The sequence below is a fragment of the Streptomyces roseus genome (assembly GCF_001044425.1).
Taxonomy (GTDB): Bacteria; Actinomycetota; Actinomycetes; order Streptomycetales; family Streptomycetaceae; genus Streptomyces; species Streptomyces roseus.
Genome location: NZ_LFML01000072.1, coordinates 1 through 13893 on the forward strand (window position 1 = coordinate 1; position 13893 = coordinate 13893).

At 71.0% G+C, this 13893-nt stretch carries 13 protein-coding genes; 7 read left to right on the forward strand and 6 right to left on the reverse strand.

The window, feature by feature from the left end:
* From sucB to ACS04_RS18780, 5 genes are all read left to right on the forward strand, one after another.
* Positions 1–1003 (forward strand): 2-oxoglutarate dehydrogenase, E2 component, dihydrolipoamide succinyltransferase (gene sucB, locus ACS04_RS18760; protein ID WP_048477807.1); only part of this gene is annotated, 1003 nt, incomplete at its 5' end.
* Positions 1004–1118: 115 nt separating this feature from the next.
* On the forward strand, positions 1119–2483 hold the full coding sequence (locus ACS04_RS18765; RefSeq protein ID WP_048477808.1) for a lipase family alpha/beta hydrolase: 1365 nt from the start codon (positions 1119–1121) through the stop codon (positions 2481–2483).
* Positions 2484–2591: 108 nt separating this feature from the next.
* The gene (locus tag ACS04_RS18770; protein ID WP_030156168.1) at positions 2592–3215 is read left to right on the forward strand and encodes a GntR family transcriptional regulator; all 624 of its coding nucleotides are present in this window, start codon (positions 2592–2594) and stop codon (positions 3213–3215) included.
* Positions 3216–3435: 220 nt separating this feature from the next.
* The gene (aceE, locus tag ACS04_RS18775; protein WP_048477809.1) at positions 3436–6117 is read left to right on the forward strand and encodes a pyruvate dehydrogenase (acetyl-transferring), homodimeric type; all 2682 of its coding nucleotides are present in this window, start codon (positions 3436–3438) and stop codon (positions 6115–6117) included.
* 155 nt (positions 6118–6272) lie between these two features.
* A complete protein-coding gene (locus tag ACS04_RS18780) occupies positions 6273–6791 on the forward strand; it encodes a DUF4240 domain-containing protein (protein ID WP_048477810.1) in 519 nt (172 codons plus the stop codon).
* Between the two features lie 15 nt (positions 6792–6806).
* Here the strand turns inward: ACS04_RS18780 and ACS04_RS18785 are convergent, their stop codons facing one another.
* Positions 6807–7577, reverse strand: a complete 771-nt coding sequence (locus tag ACS04_RS18785) for an SDR family NAD(P)-dependent oxidoreductase (protein WP_048477811.1) — start codon at positions 7575–7577, stop codon at positions 6807–6809.
* A gap of 85 nt (positions 7578–7662) precedes the next feature.
* Here ACS04_RS18785 and ACS04_RS18790 point away from each other — a divergent pair, with 85 nt between their 5' ends.
* Positions 7663–8334 carry a TetR family transcriptional regulator gene (locus ACS04_RS18790; RefSeq protein WP_048477812.1) on the forward strand — a complete coding sequence of 224 codons (672 nt, stop codon included), beginning with the start codon at positions 7663–7665 and terminating at the stop codon, positions 8332–8334.
* An 81-nt stretch (positions 8335–8415) separates the two neighbouring features.
* Here the strand turns inward: ACS04_RS18790 and glnA are convergent, their stop codons facing one another.
* Positions 8416–9825, reverse strand: a complete 1410-nt coding sequence (gene glnA, locus ACS04_RS18795) for a type I glutamate--ammonia ligase (RefSeq protein ID WP_048477813.1) — start codon at positions 9823–9825, stop codon at positions 8416–8418.
* 184 nt (positions 9826–10009) lie between these two features.
* Between glnA and ACS04_RS18800 the strand changes: the two genes are divergently transcribed.
* Positions 10010–10477: an RDD family protein gene (locus ACS04_RS18800; RefSeq protein ID WP_048477814.1), complete on the forward strand. Its 468-nt coding sequence runs from the start codon at positions 10010–10012 to the stop codon at positions 10475–10477.
* Positions 10478–10598: 121 nt separating this feature from the next.
* On the opposite strand, the gene ACS04_RS18805 is transcribed toward ACS04_RS18800, so the two are convergent.
* The 4 genes from ACS04_RS18805 to lipB all read right to left on the reverse strand — a co-directional run bounded on the left by ACS04_RS18805 (position 10599) and on the right by lipB (position 13646).
* Positions 10599–11297, reverse strand: coding sequence for a DUF4191 domain-containing protein (locus tag ACS04_RS18805; protein ID WP_048477815.1), 699 nt, complete (start codon positions 11295–11297; stop codon positions 10599–10601).
* Between the two features lie 10 nt (positions 11298–11307).
* Positions 11308–11505, reverse strand: a complete 198-nt coding sequence (locus tag ACS04_RS18810; protein WP_030863404.1) for an SCO2195 family GlnR-regulated protein — start codon at positions 11503–11505, stop codon at positions 11308–11310.
* A 285-nt stretch (positions 11506–11790) separates the two neighbouring features.
* Positions 11791–12738, reverse strand: a complete 948-nt coding sequence (gene lipA, locus ACS04_RS18815) for a lipoyl synthase (protein WP_048477816.1) — start codon at positions 12736–12738, stop codon at positions 11791–11793.
* 110 nt (positions 12739–12848) lie between these two features.
* Positions 12849–13646: a lipoyl(octanoyl) transferase LipB gene (gene lipB / locus ACS04_RS18820; protein WP_048477817.1), complete on the reverse strand. Its 798-nt coding sequence runs from the start codon at positions 13644–13646 to the stop codon at positions 12849–12851.
* Positions 13647–13893: the final 247 nt, after the last annotated feature.

Below are 13893 nucleotides of genomic sequence, written 5' to 3' on the forward strand. Positions count from 1 at the left end.
TCCGGCTGCTCCGGCTCCGGTCGCCCAGGCTCCGGCCGCCACCCCCGCCGCCGCGGTCTCCGCCGGTGACGAGGGCGCGTACGTGACCCCGCTGGTGCGCAAGCTGGCCTCGGAGTCCGGCGTGGACCTGGGCTCGGTCTCGGGCACCGGTGTCGGTGGCCGTATCCGCAAGCAGGACGTCCTGGCCGCCGCCGAGGCCGCCAAGGCCGCCGCTGCCGCCCCGGCCGCCCAGCGGGCCGCCGCCGCTCCCGCCGCGAAGGCCCCGGCCGCCGCGGTGTCCGAGCTGCGCGGTCAGACGGTCAAGATGACCCGCATGCGCAAGGTCATCGGCGACAACATGATGAAGGCGCTGCACTCGCAGGCCCAGCTCAGCTCCGTGGTCGAGGTGGACATCACCAAGATCATGAAGCTCCGCGAGCAGGCCAAGGGCTCCTTCCTGGCCCGCGAGGGCGTCAAGCTCTCGCCGATGCCGTTCTTCGTCAAGGCCGCCGCCCAGGCGCTGAAGGCCCACGCGGTCGTCAACGCCCGGATCAACGACGACGAGGGCACCATCACCTACTTCGACTCGGAGAACATCGGCATCGCCGTGGACTCCGAGAAGGGCCTGATGACCCCGGTCATCAAGGGTGCCGGTGACCTCAACCTGGCGGGCATCTCCAAGGCCACGGCCGACCTGGCCGCCAAGGTCCGCGGCAACAAGATCACGCCGGACGAGCTGTCGGGCGCGACCTTCACCATCAGCAACACCGGTTCGCGCGGTGCGCTGTTCGACACCGTGATCGTTCCCCCGAACCAGGTCGCCATCCTGGGCATCGGTGCCACGGTCAAGCGTCCGATGGTCATCGAGACCCCCGAGGGCACCGTCATCGGCGTCCGCGACATGACGTACCTGACCCTGTCCTACGACCACCGCCTGGTGGACGGCGCGGACGCGGCCCGGTACCTCTCGGCCGTCAAGGCGATCCTGGAAGCCGGCGAGTTCGAGGTCGAGCTCGGCCTCTGAGCCCCCGGCCCCTCGCCAGGCGACACGTACGGCGCCCCCGCCCGGAACCACTTCGGGCGGGGGCGCCGTCGTTTTACCCTGGTGGGTCCATGTGCGACATCTCGGGGGGCGGCGTATGGCACGGGTACAGGTGACGGATCTGGTCGTCGTACTTCCGGGGATCCTGGGCAGCCGGCTGGCGGACGCCGAGGGCAGAGCCCTCTGGGACCTGTCCGGCCCGGCCCTCTTACGCGGCCTGCGCGGATTCGGCGGCTCCGTGGGCGCCCTGCGCCTGCCGAAGGACACCGGCGACGGCGACCCGGGCGACGGGGTCGTGCCCGTGGGCCTGATGCCCGATCTGCACGCCCTGCCGGGCATCTGGCACCCGGTGGACGGCTACACGGACCTGCTGCGCTGGCTGGAACGCCACTTCACCCTGTCGGTATCGGACAACCTCCTCACGTTCCCCTACGACTGGCGGCTCTCCTGCCGCCACGGCGCGGAGCGGCTGAAGGGCCGGATCGATCTGGAGCTGGAGCGCTGGCGGGCCTCGGCGCCCGAGCGCCGCGAGGCCCGGGTGGTCTTCCTCTGCCACGGGATGGGCGGGCTGGTGGCCCGGTACTACGCGGAGCGCCTCGGCGGGCACGAGGTCACCCGCCGCGTGATCACCCTGGGCACCCCGCACCACGGGTCCCTGCGGGCCCTGGCCGACCTGGTGGACGGCAGCGGGGGTCCCGGGGAGCCGGAGCTGGGCGCCTTCGCCCGCAGTCTGCCGTCCCTGCACCAGCTGGCCCCCGACCACGCCTGCGTGGAGGGGCCGGGCGGGCTCGCGCGCGTCCGGGACCTGCCGGGGCTGCCGGGCGTGGACGAGGCGCTGCTCGCGGACGCGGCCCGCTTCCACGCCGACCTGCGCGGCGCGCCGCCGCGGGCCGAGCTGTACGCGATCTCCGGCACGGGCCAGCCCACGGCGGTCACCGCCCAGTGGGCCGGCGGCCGCCTGATCCTCGTTCCGGAAGGCGACGGCGACGGCACCGTCCCCCTGCCGGACCGGGCGGGCCCCGCCTCCGGCCCGTTCACCGGCCCGTTCGCCGGGTCGTGGGCCGCGTACGAGCAGCACGGCTCGCTCCAGAACAACGCGGCCGTACGGGCGGCCCTGCGCGGCCTGTTGGGCGCGGAGCCGGTGCTTCCCCCCGGCGGGGAGGCGGTGCTGCTCCCGGATGCCGGCCGGCTCGCGGCCCCGGCCGTCCGCCTCGGCGTACGCGCACCCGCCGTACTGGCCGCGGGGGTCCCGTACGAGGTCGCAGTCACGGCGCCCGACGACGCGCGGCCGCCCCTGGCGGAGCTGCGTCCGGCCGACGGCGGCCGCCCGGTGGCCCGCCCCCTGCGGAGCCTGGGCGGCGGCCGCCACGGAGCCGTGTTCCCGCCGCCCGAACCGGGCGCGTACCGGCTGTCGGTGGGGCAGGTCACGGCCCTGAGCCTGATCCGGCGCAGCGCCTTGTAACCAGCCTCACCCAACGGCCCTGACCAGGAACGCATCTCCGCGGCCCACTCCGCCGTATTGTCTACGCATCGAAGCGATGCGCGCCCCACAGGAGATGAAGCCCCGATGATCACCCCACCCGTCGTGCACTCGCTGCGCGAGCAGATCCGCGAGCACATCGTGGAGGGGATCGTCAGCGGACGCTGGAAGCCCGGCGAGCGGATCGTCGAGCGCCGGATCGCGGTCGAGCTGGAGGTCAGCCAGACGCCCGTGCGCGAGGCCCTGCGCGAGCTGGAGACGCTGCGGCTGATCGAGTCGGCGCCGAACAAGGGCGTGCGCGTACGGAACCTGTCCGCGGCCGACCTGGAGGAGATCTACCCGGTCCGGGCCGGTCTGGAGCAGATCGCGGCCGAGCTGGCCGCGCCCCGGCTGGCGGCGGACTGCTCGGCGCTGGAGCCGCACGTGGCGGCGCTGTGGGAGGCGGACCGGACCGAGGACGGGACCGCGCAGGTGCGGCACACCGTCGGGTTCCACCGGGAGCTGGTGCGGGCGGCCGGGAACAGCGTGCTGCTGCACACCTGGGAGAGCCTGGGCATCGAGGTCTTCACGGCCCTGTCGATCCGCTGGCTGGGAACCGTCCAGAAGTCGTACGCCGAGGAGCACGCGGCCCTGGTCGAGGCGTTCCGCAGCCAGGATCCGGACATCGGGGTGCTCGTGAAGCGCCATGTCCTGGGGTGCGCGCCCCGCGCCTGACGGGTCTTTCTGTCCTGTTTTGCCCGGCACCGGGTGCCTGATTTCATGGCACCGGGTGCCGACTTTTGGCCGGATGGCCATTTCCGCGTCACATTCGTTTGATCGATCATCGATCAGCGATTTACAGTCGTCGACGGACCCCAACCGGGCCCATCGACCCTGTCCTGCCCGTCAGGGATTTTTCACCACCTCTCCTTTGTCCGGAAGGCGGCGCACACCGATGTCCGACCCCGTAGGAAAGCTTCCGAGCGAGCTCGACCAGCTCCCGGACCGCGACACCGAGGAGACCGCCGAATGGGCGGCCTCCCTGGACGCCGTCGCCAAGGCCGCCGGTACGCGCCGCGCCGAATACCTGCTCCGCCGCACCCTCCAGCACGCGGAGGCGGCCGGCCTCGCCCTGCCGAAGCTGCTGGAGACGGACTACGTCAACACCATCCCCACCTCCGCCGAGCCCGAGTTCCCGGGTGACATGGAGATGGAAGCCAAGATCACCGCATGGAACCGCTGGAACGCGGCCGCCATGGTGACCCGCGGCTCCAAGTACGGCGTCGGCGGCCACATCGCCACCTTCGCCTCGGCGGCCTGGCTCTACGAGACCGGCTTCCAGCACTTCTTCCGCGGGAAGGAGGCCGACGGATCGGGCGACCAGCTCTACATCCAGGGCCACGCCTCCCCCGGCATCTACGCCCGCGCCTTCCTCGACGGACGGGTCTCCGAGCAGCAGCTCGACAACTTCCGCCAGGAGTCCGGCGGCAACGGCCTGCCGTCCTACCCGCACCCGCGGCGCCTGCCGTGGCTGTGGGAGTTCCCGACGGTCTCCATGGGCCTCGGCCCGCTCTCCGCGATCTACCAGGCGCGCTTCAACCGCTACCTGCAGAACCGGAACATCAAGGACACCGCCAACTCGCACGTCTGGGCCTTCCTGGGCGACGGCGAGATGGACGAGCCCGAGTCGACCGCCGCCCTGGCCCTGGCCTCCCGCGAGCAGCTCGACAACCTGACCTTCGTCATCAACTGCAACCTGCAGCGCCTCGACGGTCCGGTCCGCGCCAACTTCCGCGTGGTCCAGGAGCTGGAGGCCCAGTTCCGCGGCGCCGGCTGGAACGTCATCAAGTCGCTGTGGGGCTCCGCCTGGGACGAGCTGTTCCGGCTCGACACCACGGGCGCCCTCGTACGCCGCCTGCGCGAGGTACCGGACGCGCAGTTCCAGACGTACGCGACCCGCGACGTGGCCTACATCCGCCAGCACTTCTTCGGCGCCAACGCCGAGCTCGTGCAGCTGGCCGGGGTGCTCTCCGACGCGAAGATCGCCGAGTGCTTCCACAGCTCCCGCGGCGGCCACGAGCCCCGCAAGGTCTACGCCGCGTACAAGGCCGCCCTGGAGCACAAGGGCGCGCCGACGGTCATCCTCGCGCAGACCGTCAAGGGCTACACGCTGGGCGCCGGGTTCGAGTCGAAGAACGCGAACCACCAGATGAAGAAGCTGACGATCGACGAGTTCAAGGACATGCGCGACCTCCTCGGCCTCCCGATCCCGGACAGCGCCTTCGCCGACGGCGTCGTCCCGTACGGCCACCCGGGCGCCGACAGCCCCGAGGTGCGGTACCTGAACGAGCGCCGCGCGGCCCTCGGCGGTCCGGCCCCGGCCCGCAAGGTGCACCACGTGGCCCTGCCGGCCCCGGCCGAGCGGTCCTTCGCCCCGCTGCTCAAGGGCTCCGGCAAGCAGGAGATGGCCACCACCATGGCCTTCGTCCGGCTCGTCAAGGACCTGATGCGGGACAAGGAGACCGGCAAGCGCTGGGTGCCGATCGTCCCCGACGAGGCGCGCACCTTCGGCATGGAGTCGCTCTTCCCGTCGGCCGGCATCTACTCGCCGCTGGGGCAGACGTACGAGCCGGTCGACCGCGACCAGCTCATGTACTACAAGGAAGCCAAGGACGGCCAGATCCTCAACGAGGGGATCACCGAGGCCGGCGCCATGGCCGACTTCATCGCCGCCTGCACGTCGTACGCGACGCACGGCGAGCCGATGATCCCGTTCTACATCTTCTACTCGATGTTCGGCTGGCAGCGCACCGCCGACCAGATGTGGCAGCTCGCCGACCAGCTCGGCAAGGGCTTCATCGTCGGCGCGACCGCGGGCCGCACCACCCTGACCGGTGAGGGCCTCCAGCACGCGGACGGCCACTCGCACCTGATCGCGTCCACGAACCCGGCGTCGCTGAACTACGACCCGGCGTTCGCGTACGAGATCGCTGTGATCGTCAAGGACGGTCTGCGCCGCATGTACGGCGAGAAGCCGGAAGACGTCTTCTACTACCTGACGGTCTACAACGAGCCGAAGGTGCAGCCGGCCATGCCGGAGGGCGTGGAGGAGGGCATCCTCAAGGGCCTCTACCGCTTCAACGAGGCCTCCTCGCTGGAGTCCGCCCCGGCCGCCGACGCCCCGAAGATCCAGCTGATGGCCTCGGGTACGGCCATCCACTGGGCGCTGGAGGCGCAGCAGCTGCTCGCCGCCGACTGGAACGTGGCCGCCGACGTCTGGTCCGCAACCTCCTGGGGCGAGCTGCGCCGCGAGGCGCTGGAGTGCGACGAGGCGCTGCTGCGCGGCGAGGTCCGCACCCCGTACGTCACGCGTGCGCTGGAGGGCGTCACCAGCCCGGTGCTGGCCGTCTCCGACTGGATGCGCCAGGTCCCGGACCAGATCAGCCAGTGGGTGGAGCAGGACTGGACCTCGCTCGGTACGGACGGCTTCGGCCTGTCCGACACCCGCGAGGGCGCCCGCCGCCACTTCGGCGTCGACGCGCAGTCGATCGTGGTGGCCGCGCTGGCGCAGCTCGCCCGCCGCAGCGAGGTTCCGGCCTCCGCCATAAAGGAGGCCCGCGAGCGCTACGGCCTCTGAGCCGCAGGCAGACCGGCCCGTGAGGCGGTCCGTCCCTTCGGGGGCGGGCCGCCTCACGGCGTTTTACGCCGTACGGGCCGCCGTCCGGGACGTTCACGGCTTTGGCCGTATGAGCAGTGGCGGCGAGGGGGCGCACCCGTGATGCTGGAGCGGTGATGGACGAGACGGAGTTCTGGGAGATCGTCGACCGTACCCGCGAGGCCGCCGAGGGCGACCCCGAGGAACACGCCGAGCTGCTCGTGGAGCGGCTGGCGCAGCTCGATCCTGACTCCGTCCTGGACTTCGCCCGGCACTTCGAGTCCCGGTACAACCGGGCGTACACGTGGGACCTGTGGGGTGCGGCGTGGGTGCTGCTCGACGGGGCGAGCGACGACGCGTTCGACTACTTCCGCTGCTGGCTGATCGGCCAGGGGCGGGAGGTGTTCGAGGGCGGGGTGCACGACCCGGACTCGCTCGCGGAGCTCCTGGACGAGTTCGACGAGGAGATCGACGGGGACGGCGAGGAGCTGGGGTACGCGGCCGACGAGGCGTACGAGCAGCTGACCGGGGCGGTGGCGCCGGATCTGGGCATTCCGCTGCAAGCGGCCGAGCCGGAGGGCGCTGCGCTGGACTTCGAGAACGAAGCCGTGCTCGCGGAGCGCTTCCCCCGGCTCTGGGACCGTTTTCGCGCGTGAGGGGTGGGCGACGGCCTAGTAGTGGGTGCCGCCGTCGATGCGGATCTCCGTACCGGTGATGAAGGCGCCGTCCTCGGAGCCCAGCATGGCGACGACGCCGGCGACCGTCTGCGGGCCGGCGAAGCCCTGGCCGAGGGCCGGGGCCAGCTTGGCGAACAGGCTCCAGTCGGTGTCCTCGGGCAGGCCGGGGCCGTTGCCCGTGGTCATGCCGCTCTCGATGGAGCCGGGCGCGACGGCGACGAAGCGCAGGCCCTGCTTGCTGTACTCGGCGGCCAGGGCGTGGGTCATGGACTGGATGCCGCCCTTGCTGGCCGCGTACGCGGACATGTAGGGGTGGGCGAAGGACGCCGAGGTGGAGCTGAAGTTCACGACGACCGGCTGGTCGCCCTCCAGCAGCGCCGGGAGCGATTCGCGGATCACGAGGAACGTGCCGGTCAGGTTGACCGCGATGACCTTGTTCCAGAAGTCGAGCGTGGTCTGGTGGGTGTGCGCGGAGCGCAGGATCCCGGCGGCGTTGACGAGTACGTCGAGTCCGCCGAGGCTCGCGACGGCCGCGGCGACGCCGCTCCGGACGGCCGCCTCGTCGGATATGTCGAGGGCGGCGGTGGTGAGGCGGTCCGCGTGCCCGTCGGCGGCGGCCTGCTCCGCGGTGCCCTTGAGGCCCTCCTCGTTGACGTCCACGGTGTGCACGCGGCCGCCCTCGGCGAGGATGCGGTGGACGGTGGCGCGGCCGATGCCGGAGCCGCCGCCGGTGATGAGGACGCGACGTCCTTCGTAACGGTTCATGGGCCGAGCGTACCGCCGATGTGGCACGTTTTGCCAGAAAGTCACGAATTGCATCCTGAAGCGAGCCGAGGGGTAATCTTCACTCGTGAGATCCCCTCGTCCGTACTCCCCCGCGGCCGGGCCCGGAGCCCAGTCGCTGACCGAGCGCCGCAAGGCCGCCACTCAGCTCGACATCGCCCGCGCGGCCTGCGAACTCTTCGCGGAACACGGCCCCGACGGCACCACCGCCGAGGACATCGCGCACCGCGCGGGCGTCGCGCTGCGTACGTTCTACCGGTACTTCCGCAACAAGCAGGAGGCCGTGGGCCCGCTGCTCGCGGGCGGCGGCGACGCCTGGCGCGCCCTGCTCGCCGAGGAGGACCCCGGCACCCCCCTCGACGAGGCCCTGGAGCGCGCGGTCACCCGCTCACTGAGCGACTCCCAGGTGGTCGAGGAGGGCCTGGAGGTCACCCGCGGCCTGCTCCGCGCCGCCGCGACCGACGAGGCGCTGCGCGCGGTCTGGTACCGGGTGAACCAGGACTCCGAGGAGCGTCTGGTCCCGGTGATCGCCCGCCTGGCGGGCGAGAAGGCCGACCCCCTGGGCGTACGCCTCCTCGCGGCGGCCGCCACGGACGCCATCCGCATCGCCCTGGAACTCTGGTCGACGACGCAGGCCCCGGTCTCCGGCCCCGCCTCCCCACCGGAACTGGCCGTCCGCTGCCTGCGCGAACTGACGGCGGGCATGACCCTGCTCCGCCGCCCCGGACCCCCCGCCTGAACGAAGGCCGGACCCCGGCAACACGGCGGCCCCGCCGCTCTCCGAGGAGAGCGGCGGGGCCGCCGTCGTGCGTGCTGCTTCTTAGATGTCGAAGTACATCTCGAACTCGTGCGGGTGCGGGCGCAGGGCGATCGGGGCGATCTCGTGCGTGCGCTTGTAGTCGATCCAGGTCTCGATCAGGTCCGGGGTGAAGACGCCGCCGGCCAGGAGGTACTCGTGGTCGGCCTCCAGGGCCTTGAGGACGTCCTCCAGGCTGGTCGGGACCTGCGGGACGCTCGCGTGCTCGTCGGGCGAGAGCTCGTAGAGGTCCTTGTCGATCGGCTCCATCGGCTCGATCTTGTTCTTCACACCGTCGAGACCGGCCAGCAGGAGGGCCGCGAACGCCAGGTACGGGTTCGAGGACGGGTCCGGGGCGCGGAACTCGACGCGCTTGGCCTTCGGGTTCGAGCCGGTGATCGGGATGCGCATCGCGGCGGAGCGGTTGCGCTGCGAGTACACCATGTTGACCGGCGCCTCGAAGCCCGGGACCAGGCGGTGGTACGAGTTCACCGTCGGGTTGGTGAAGGCGAGCAGCGACGGGGCGTGCTTGAGGATGCCGCCGATGTAGTAGCGCGCGGTGTCCGACAGGCCCGCGTAGCCGGCCTCGTCGTAGAAGAGCGGCTCGCCGCCGGCCCACAGCGACTGGTGGACGTGCATGCCCGAGCCGTTGTCACCGAAGATCGGCTTCGGCATGAAGGTCGCGGTCTTGCCGTTGCGCCAGGCGACGTTCTTCACGATGTACTTGAAGAGCATCAGGTCGTCGGCCGCGGCCAGCAGCGTGTTGAACTTGTAGTTGATCTCGGCCTGGCCGCCGGTGCCGACCTCGTGGTGCTGGCGCTCGACCTGGAGGCCCTGGGCGTCCAGTTCGAGGGAGATCTCGGCGCGCAGGTCGGCGAAGTGGTCGACCGGGGCTACGGGGAAGTAACCACCCTTGTAGCGGACCTTGTAGCCGCGGTTGTTCTCCTCGGAACCGGTGTTCCAGGCGCCGGCCTCGGAGTCGATGTGGTAGAAGCCCTCGTTCGCGGAGGTTGCGAAGCGCACGCTGTCGAACACGTAGAACTCGGCCTCGGGGCCGAAGTACGCGGTGTCGGCGATGCCGGTGGAGGCGAGGTACGCCTCGGCCTTCTTCGCGATGTTGCGCGGGTCGCGGCTGTAGGCCTCACCCGTGATCGGGTCGTGGATGAAGAAGTTGATGTTGAGCGTCTTGTCCTTGCGGAACGGGTCCAGGCGCGCGGTGGTGATGTCGGCGCGCAGCGCCATGTCGGACTCGTGGATCGCCTGGAAGCCGCGGATGGAGGACCCGTCGAAGGCGAGCTCCTCCGCCGGGTCGAACGCCCGAGCCGGGATGGTGAAGTGCTGCATCACACCAGGCAGGTCGCAGAAGCGGACGTCGACGAACTTGACGTCGTTCTCCTCGATGTACTGCTTCACTTCGTCGGCGTTCTGGAACATCCAACTCCTCCTACTCCCGGCCCCGGGGCAGGGCGGGCTTTATAGCTCGTGGTGCGTCAGTGCGGTGCCGCACGCTGACCCGACCATAAGCAGGCGGGATTTCTCAAGCATGACCCATTTGTTTCGCTCAAGTTAACCAGGGTCCCGTCGGAACGCCGTCGGACACCACCGGTACCGTGGTCGGGTGGACAACAGACAGGCAATCGGATCCTGGCTCTCCGGCCCCCGCGCGGCCGCCGAGGACATGGGCGTCGACTTCGGCTACCGGGGCCAGCGGCTCGGCCTGCCCCAGGAGGGGCCGGGCTCGGTGGCGCGCTTCGGCCGCCGCCTCGGCGGCCTGGCCATCGACTGGATCGGCTGCCAGGTGATCGCGTTCGGGCTGATCACGCACGGCAACGCGACCGCCACCGGCAACTGGACCCTGGCCCTCTTCGTGGTGCTGAGCATCCTCACGGTGGGCACCGTGGGCTTCACCCCCGGCAAGCGGCTGGTGGGCCTGCGCGTGGTCGCGGAGGACGGCGGCCGCCTCGGCGTCGGCCGGGTCGTCCTGCGCACGGTGCTGCTCGCCCTCGTCATCCCGGCGCTGGTCTGGGACCGGGACGGGCGCGGCCTGCACGACCGCCTCGCCCGCGCCGTCCAGGTCCGTATCTAGCCGTCCAGGTCCCGCCCAGGGGTGTCCGCGCCCAGGCGGACGCGGCGTGCGGGACGAGACGGGGGCGCCCCCCGAGCCGGCCGGCTCGGGGGGCGCCCCCGTCTCGTATACGAAAAGCGGGTCAGCGCATCTTTCCGCCGCGCGGCATCCGCGTGCCCTTGGGCATCGGGCCCTTCGGCAGCGGCATGTTGCTCATGAGATCGCCCATGGCGCGCAGCTTGTCGTTGACCTGCGTGATCTGCGGGCCCGCCAGTACGCGCGGCAGCTTGAGCAGCGTCGTACGGAGCTTCTTCAGCGGGACCTCGCCCTCGCCGGTGCCCACGATGAAGTCGTGGACCGGGATGTCGGGCATGATCCGGGCCAGCTTCTTCTTCTCCGCGGCGAGCATCGGCTTCACGCGGTTCGCGTTGCCCTCGGCGATCAGCACCACGCCGGCCTTGCCCACGGCCCGGTGGACGATGTCCTGGCTCCGGTTCATCGCGACGGCCGGGGTGGTGGTCCAGCCCCGTCCCACGTTGTCCAGTACGGCCGCGGCCGCGCCCGGCTGCCCCTCCATCTGCCCGAAGGCAGCCCGCTCGGCCCGTCGTCCGAAGACGATCGCCATCGCGAGGAACGCCACCAGGAAGCCCAGGATGCCCAGGTAGACCGGGTGGTCGATCAGGAAGCCGATCGCAAGAAAGACACCGAAGGTGACGATTCCCACGCCCGCGACGATCAGACCGACCTTCGGGTCGGCCTTGCGCGTCATCTTGTACGTCAGGGCGATCTGCTTCAGTCGCCCGGGGTTCGCAGCAGTCTCTGCGTTTGACTTCCTCGCCATAGAGCGAAGTTTACGTGGCCTGCGGGGTCCGGGTCGCCGCGGCCTCGAGTACGTGCTCGGTTTCGACCCGGTCCTTGGCCCTGCGGCGGTCCTCCAGGACGGCGCTCCAGGCGTTGCGGCGGGCGCCGCTCATGAGCAGCGACTCGAAGCCCCGGAAGGCGTCGGTGAACGACGGAATGGCAATGGCGCGTACGGGCGCGGCCTGCATGATGTCGATCCCTTTCACGGTGCTGGGCGGTTCGGGGACGGTCCGGAGCGCACGGCGGCGCGTGACGGTGGTGAGCACCGGTGTGCGCGGTGCGTGGAGCCATCGTCACTGACTGGTGTTACCAGGGCATGACCGGTCGGTCAAACGGTGATGAAACATTTACGCGGCCCGCCGGACTCTCCGTACAGAGAGCCTAGGGGCCGCGTCGATGCGGTGTTACCCGTTGGTAAGACTTTGTGCGTGAGTTCACACAGTCCGTATGGTAGCGCGCGTCACACCGCGCGATCAGACCCGGCTGCGCTTCTCCATCGCCTGCGTGTAGAGGCGCCCGGCCCGGTACGACGAGCGGACCAGCGGGCCCGACATCACGCCGGAGAAGCCGATGTCCTCGGCCTCCTTCGCCAGCTCCACGAACTCGGCCGGCTTCACCCAGCGCTCGACGGGGTGGTGCCGCGGCGAGGGCCGCAGGTACTGGGTGATGGTGATGAGCTCACAGCCGGCCTCGTGCAGCTCCTTCAGCGCCTGCGAGACCTCCTCGCGCTCCTCGCCCATGCCCAGGATCAGGTTGGACTTGGTGACGAGGCCGTAGGCGCGGGCCTGGCGGATCACGTCGAGCGAGCGCTCGTAACGGAAGCCGGGGCGGATCCGCTTGAAGATCCGCGGCACCGTCTCCACGTTGTGCGCGAAGACCTCGGGGCGGGAGGCGAAGACCTCCTCCAGCAGCTCCGGGACCGCGTTGAAGTCGGGGGCCAGCAGCTCGACCTTGGTACGGCCGGCCTCGCGGCCCGCCGTCTGCTCGTGGATCTGGCGCACGGTCTCCGCGTACAGCCAGGCACCGCCGTCGGCCAGGTCGTCGCGCGCGACGCCTGTGATGGTGGCGTAGTTCAGGTCCATCGTGACGACCGACTCGCCGACGCGGCGCGGCTCGTCCCGGTCCAGGGCCTCGGGCTTGCCCGTGTCGATCTGGCAGAAGTCACAGCGCCGGGTGCACTGGTCGCCGCCGATGAGGAAGGTGGCCTCGCGGTCCTCCCAGCATTCGTAGATGTTGGGGCAACCGGCCTCCTGGCACACGGTGTGCAGTCCTTCGCCCTTCACCAGGGCCTGCATCTTCGTGTACTCCGGACCCATCTTCGCCCGGGTCTTGATCCACTCGGGCTTGCGCTCGATGGGCGTCTGGGCGTTACGGACCTCGAGGCGCAGCATCTTGCGTCCGTCGGGTGCGACTGCGGACACGACCGGCTCCCTGTGACTTCGATTCTTCGGCGCCCACCAGGGTACGCCCGTAATTTCATACGCTCTTACGTCGGCCAACCTGGCGGTGACCGGCCGCATTCCCTCCGCGGTCAGCCCGCGGCGGGCTCGATCTCCCGCGGGCGCGGTTCCGCCTGCTCCAGTACGTCCTTCAGGTGGCGTTCGATGACCGGCAGCACCTCGCCGATGGAGATCTCGCGGCCCAGTTCGTACGAGAGCGAGGTCACACCGGCGTCCCGGATCCCGCAGGGGATGATCCGGTCGAACCAGGTGCTGTCCGGGTTCACGTTGATCGCGAAGCCGTGCATGGTGACGCCCTTGGCGACGCGGATGCCGATGGCCGCCAGCTTGCGGTCCTCGCGGCGCTGGCCCGCGTTGGAGGGGGCGTACTCGGGGCCGTTCAGACGCGGGTCGAACTCCTCGTCCGTCAGGCGCGGGTCGAGGTCGAGGGAGAGCCCGCCCGTCTTGGGACGGTCCTCGACCGGGTCGCCCAGGACCCAGACCCCGGAGCGGCCCTCGACCCGGGTGGTCTCCAGGCCGAACTCGGCGGCGGTGCGTATCAGCGCCTCCTCCAGCCGGCGGACGTGGGCGACGACGTCGACGGGGCGGGGCAGCTTCATGATCGGGTAGCCGACCAGCTGGCCCGGGCCGTGCCAGGTGATCTTGCCGCCGCGGTCGACGTCCACGACGGGGGTGCCGTCCAGCGGGCGCTCGCTGTCGGCCGTGCGCCGGCCGGCCGTGTACACGGGCTGGTGCTCCAGCAGGAGGCAGGTGTCGCCGATCTCGTCCTCGAAGCGCGCGGCGTGGACCCGCCGCTGCTCCTCCCAGGCCTGGGTGTACTCGACGTAATCGGGTCCGAAGCCCAGATGGACAAACCCAAGCTCAGCCACCGCAGCGCCTCCTCGTTGAACCTGCCGTGTGCACGTATCGCACCAGCCAAGGGTACGGCGGCCGGATTCCGCCCCCTCAGTGGCCCGTGGCCGAGGGGCCGGCGGGGCCCGGCGGCGGGGCGCGCGGCGGGGCCCGCGGGCTCGACGGCCCCTACGGCGGGCCGGGCGCGGGGCGAGCGGGCTCGGCGGGCCGGGCGCCCCCTACCGCCGGCCGGGCGGCAGCGGCCTCGGCCTGCGCGCGGGGCCG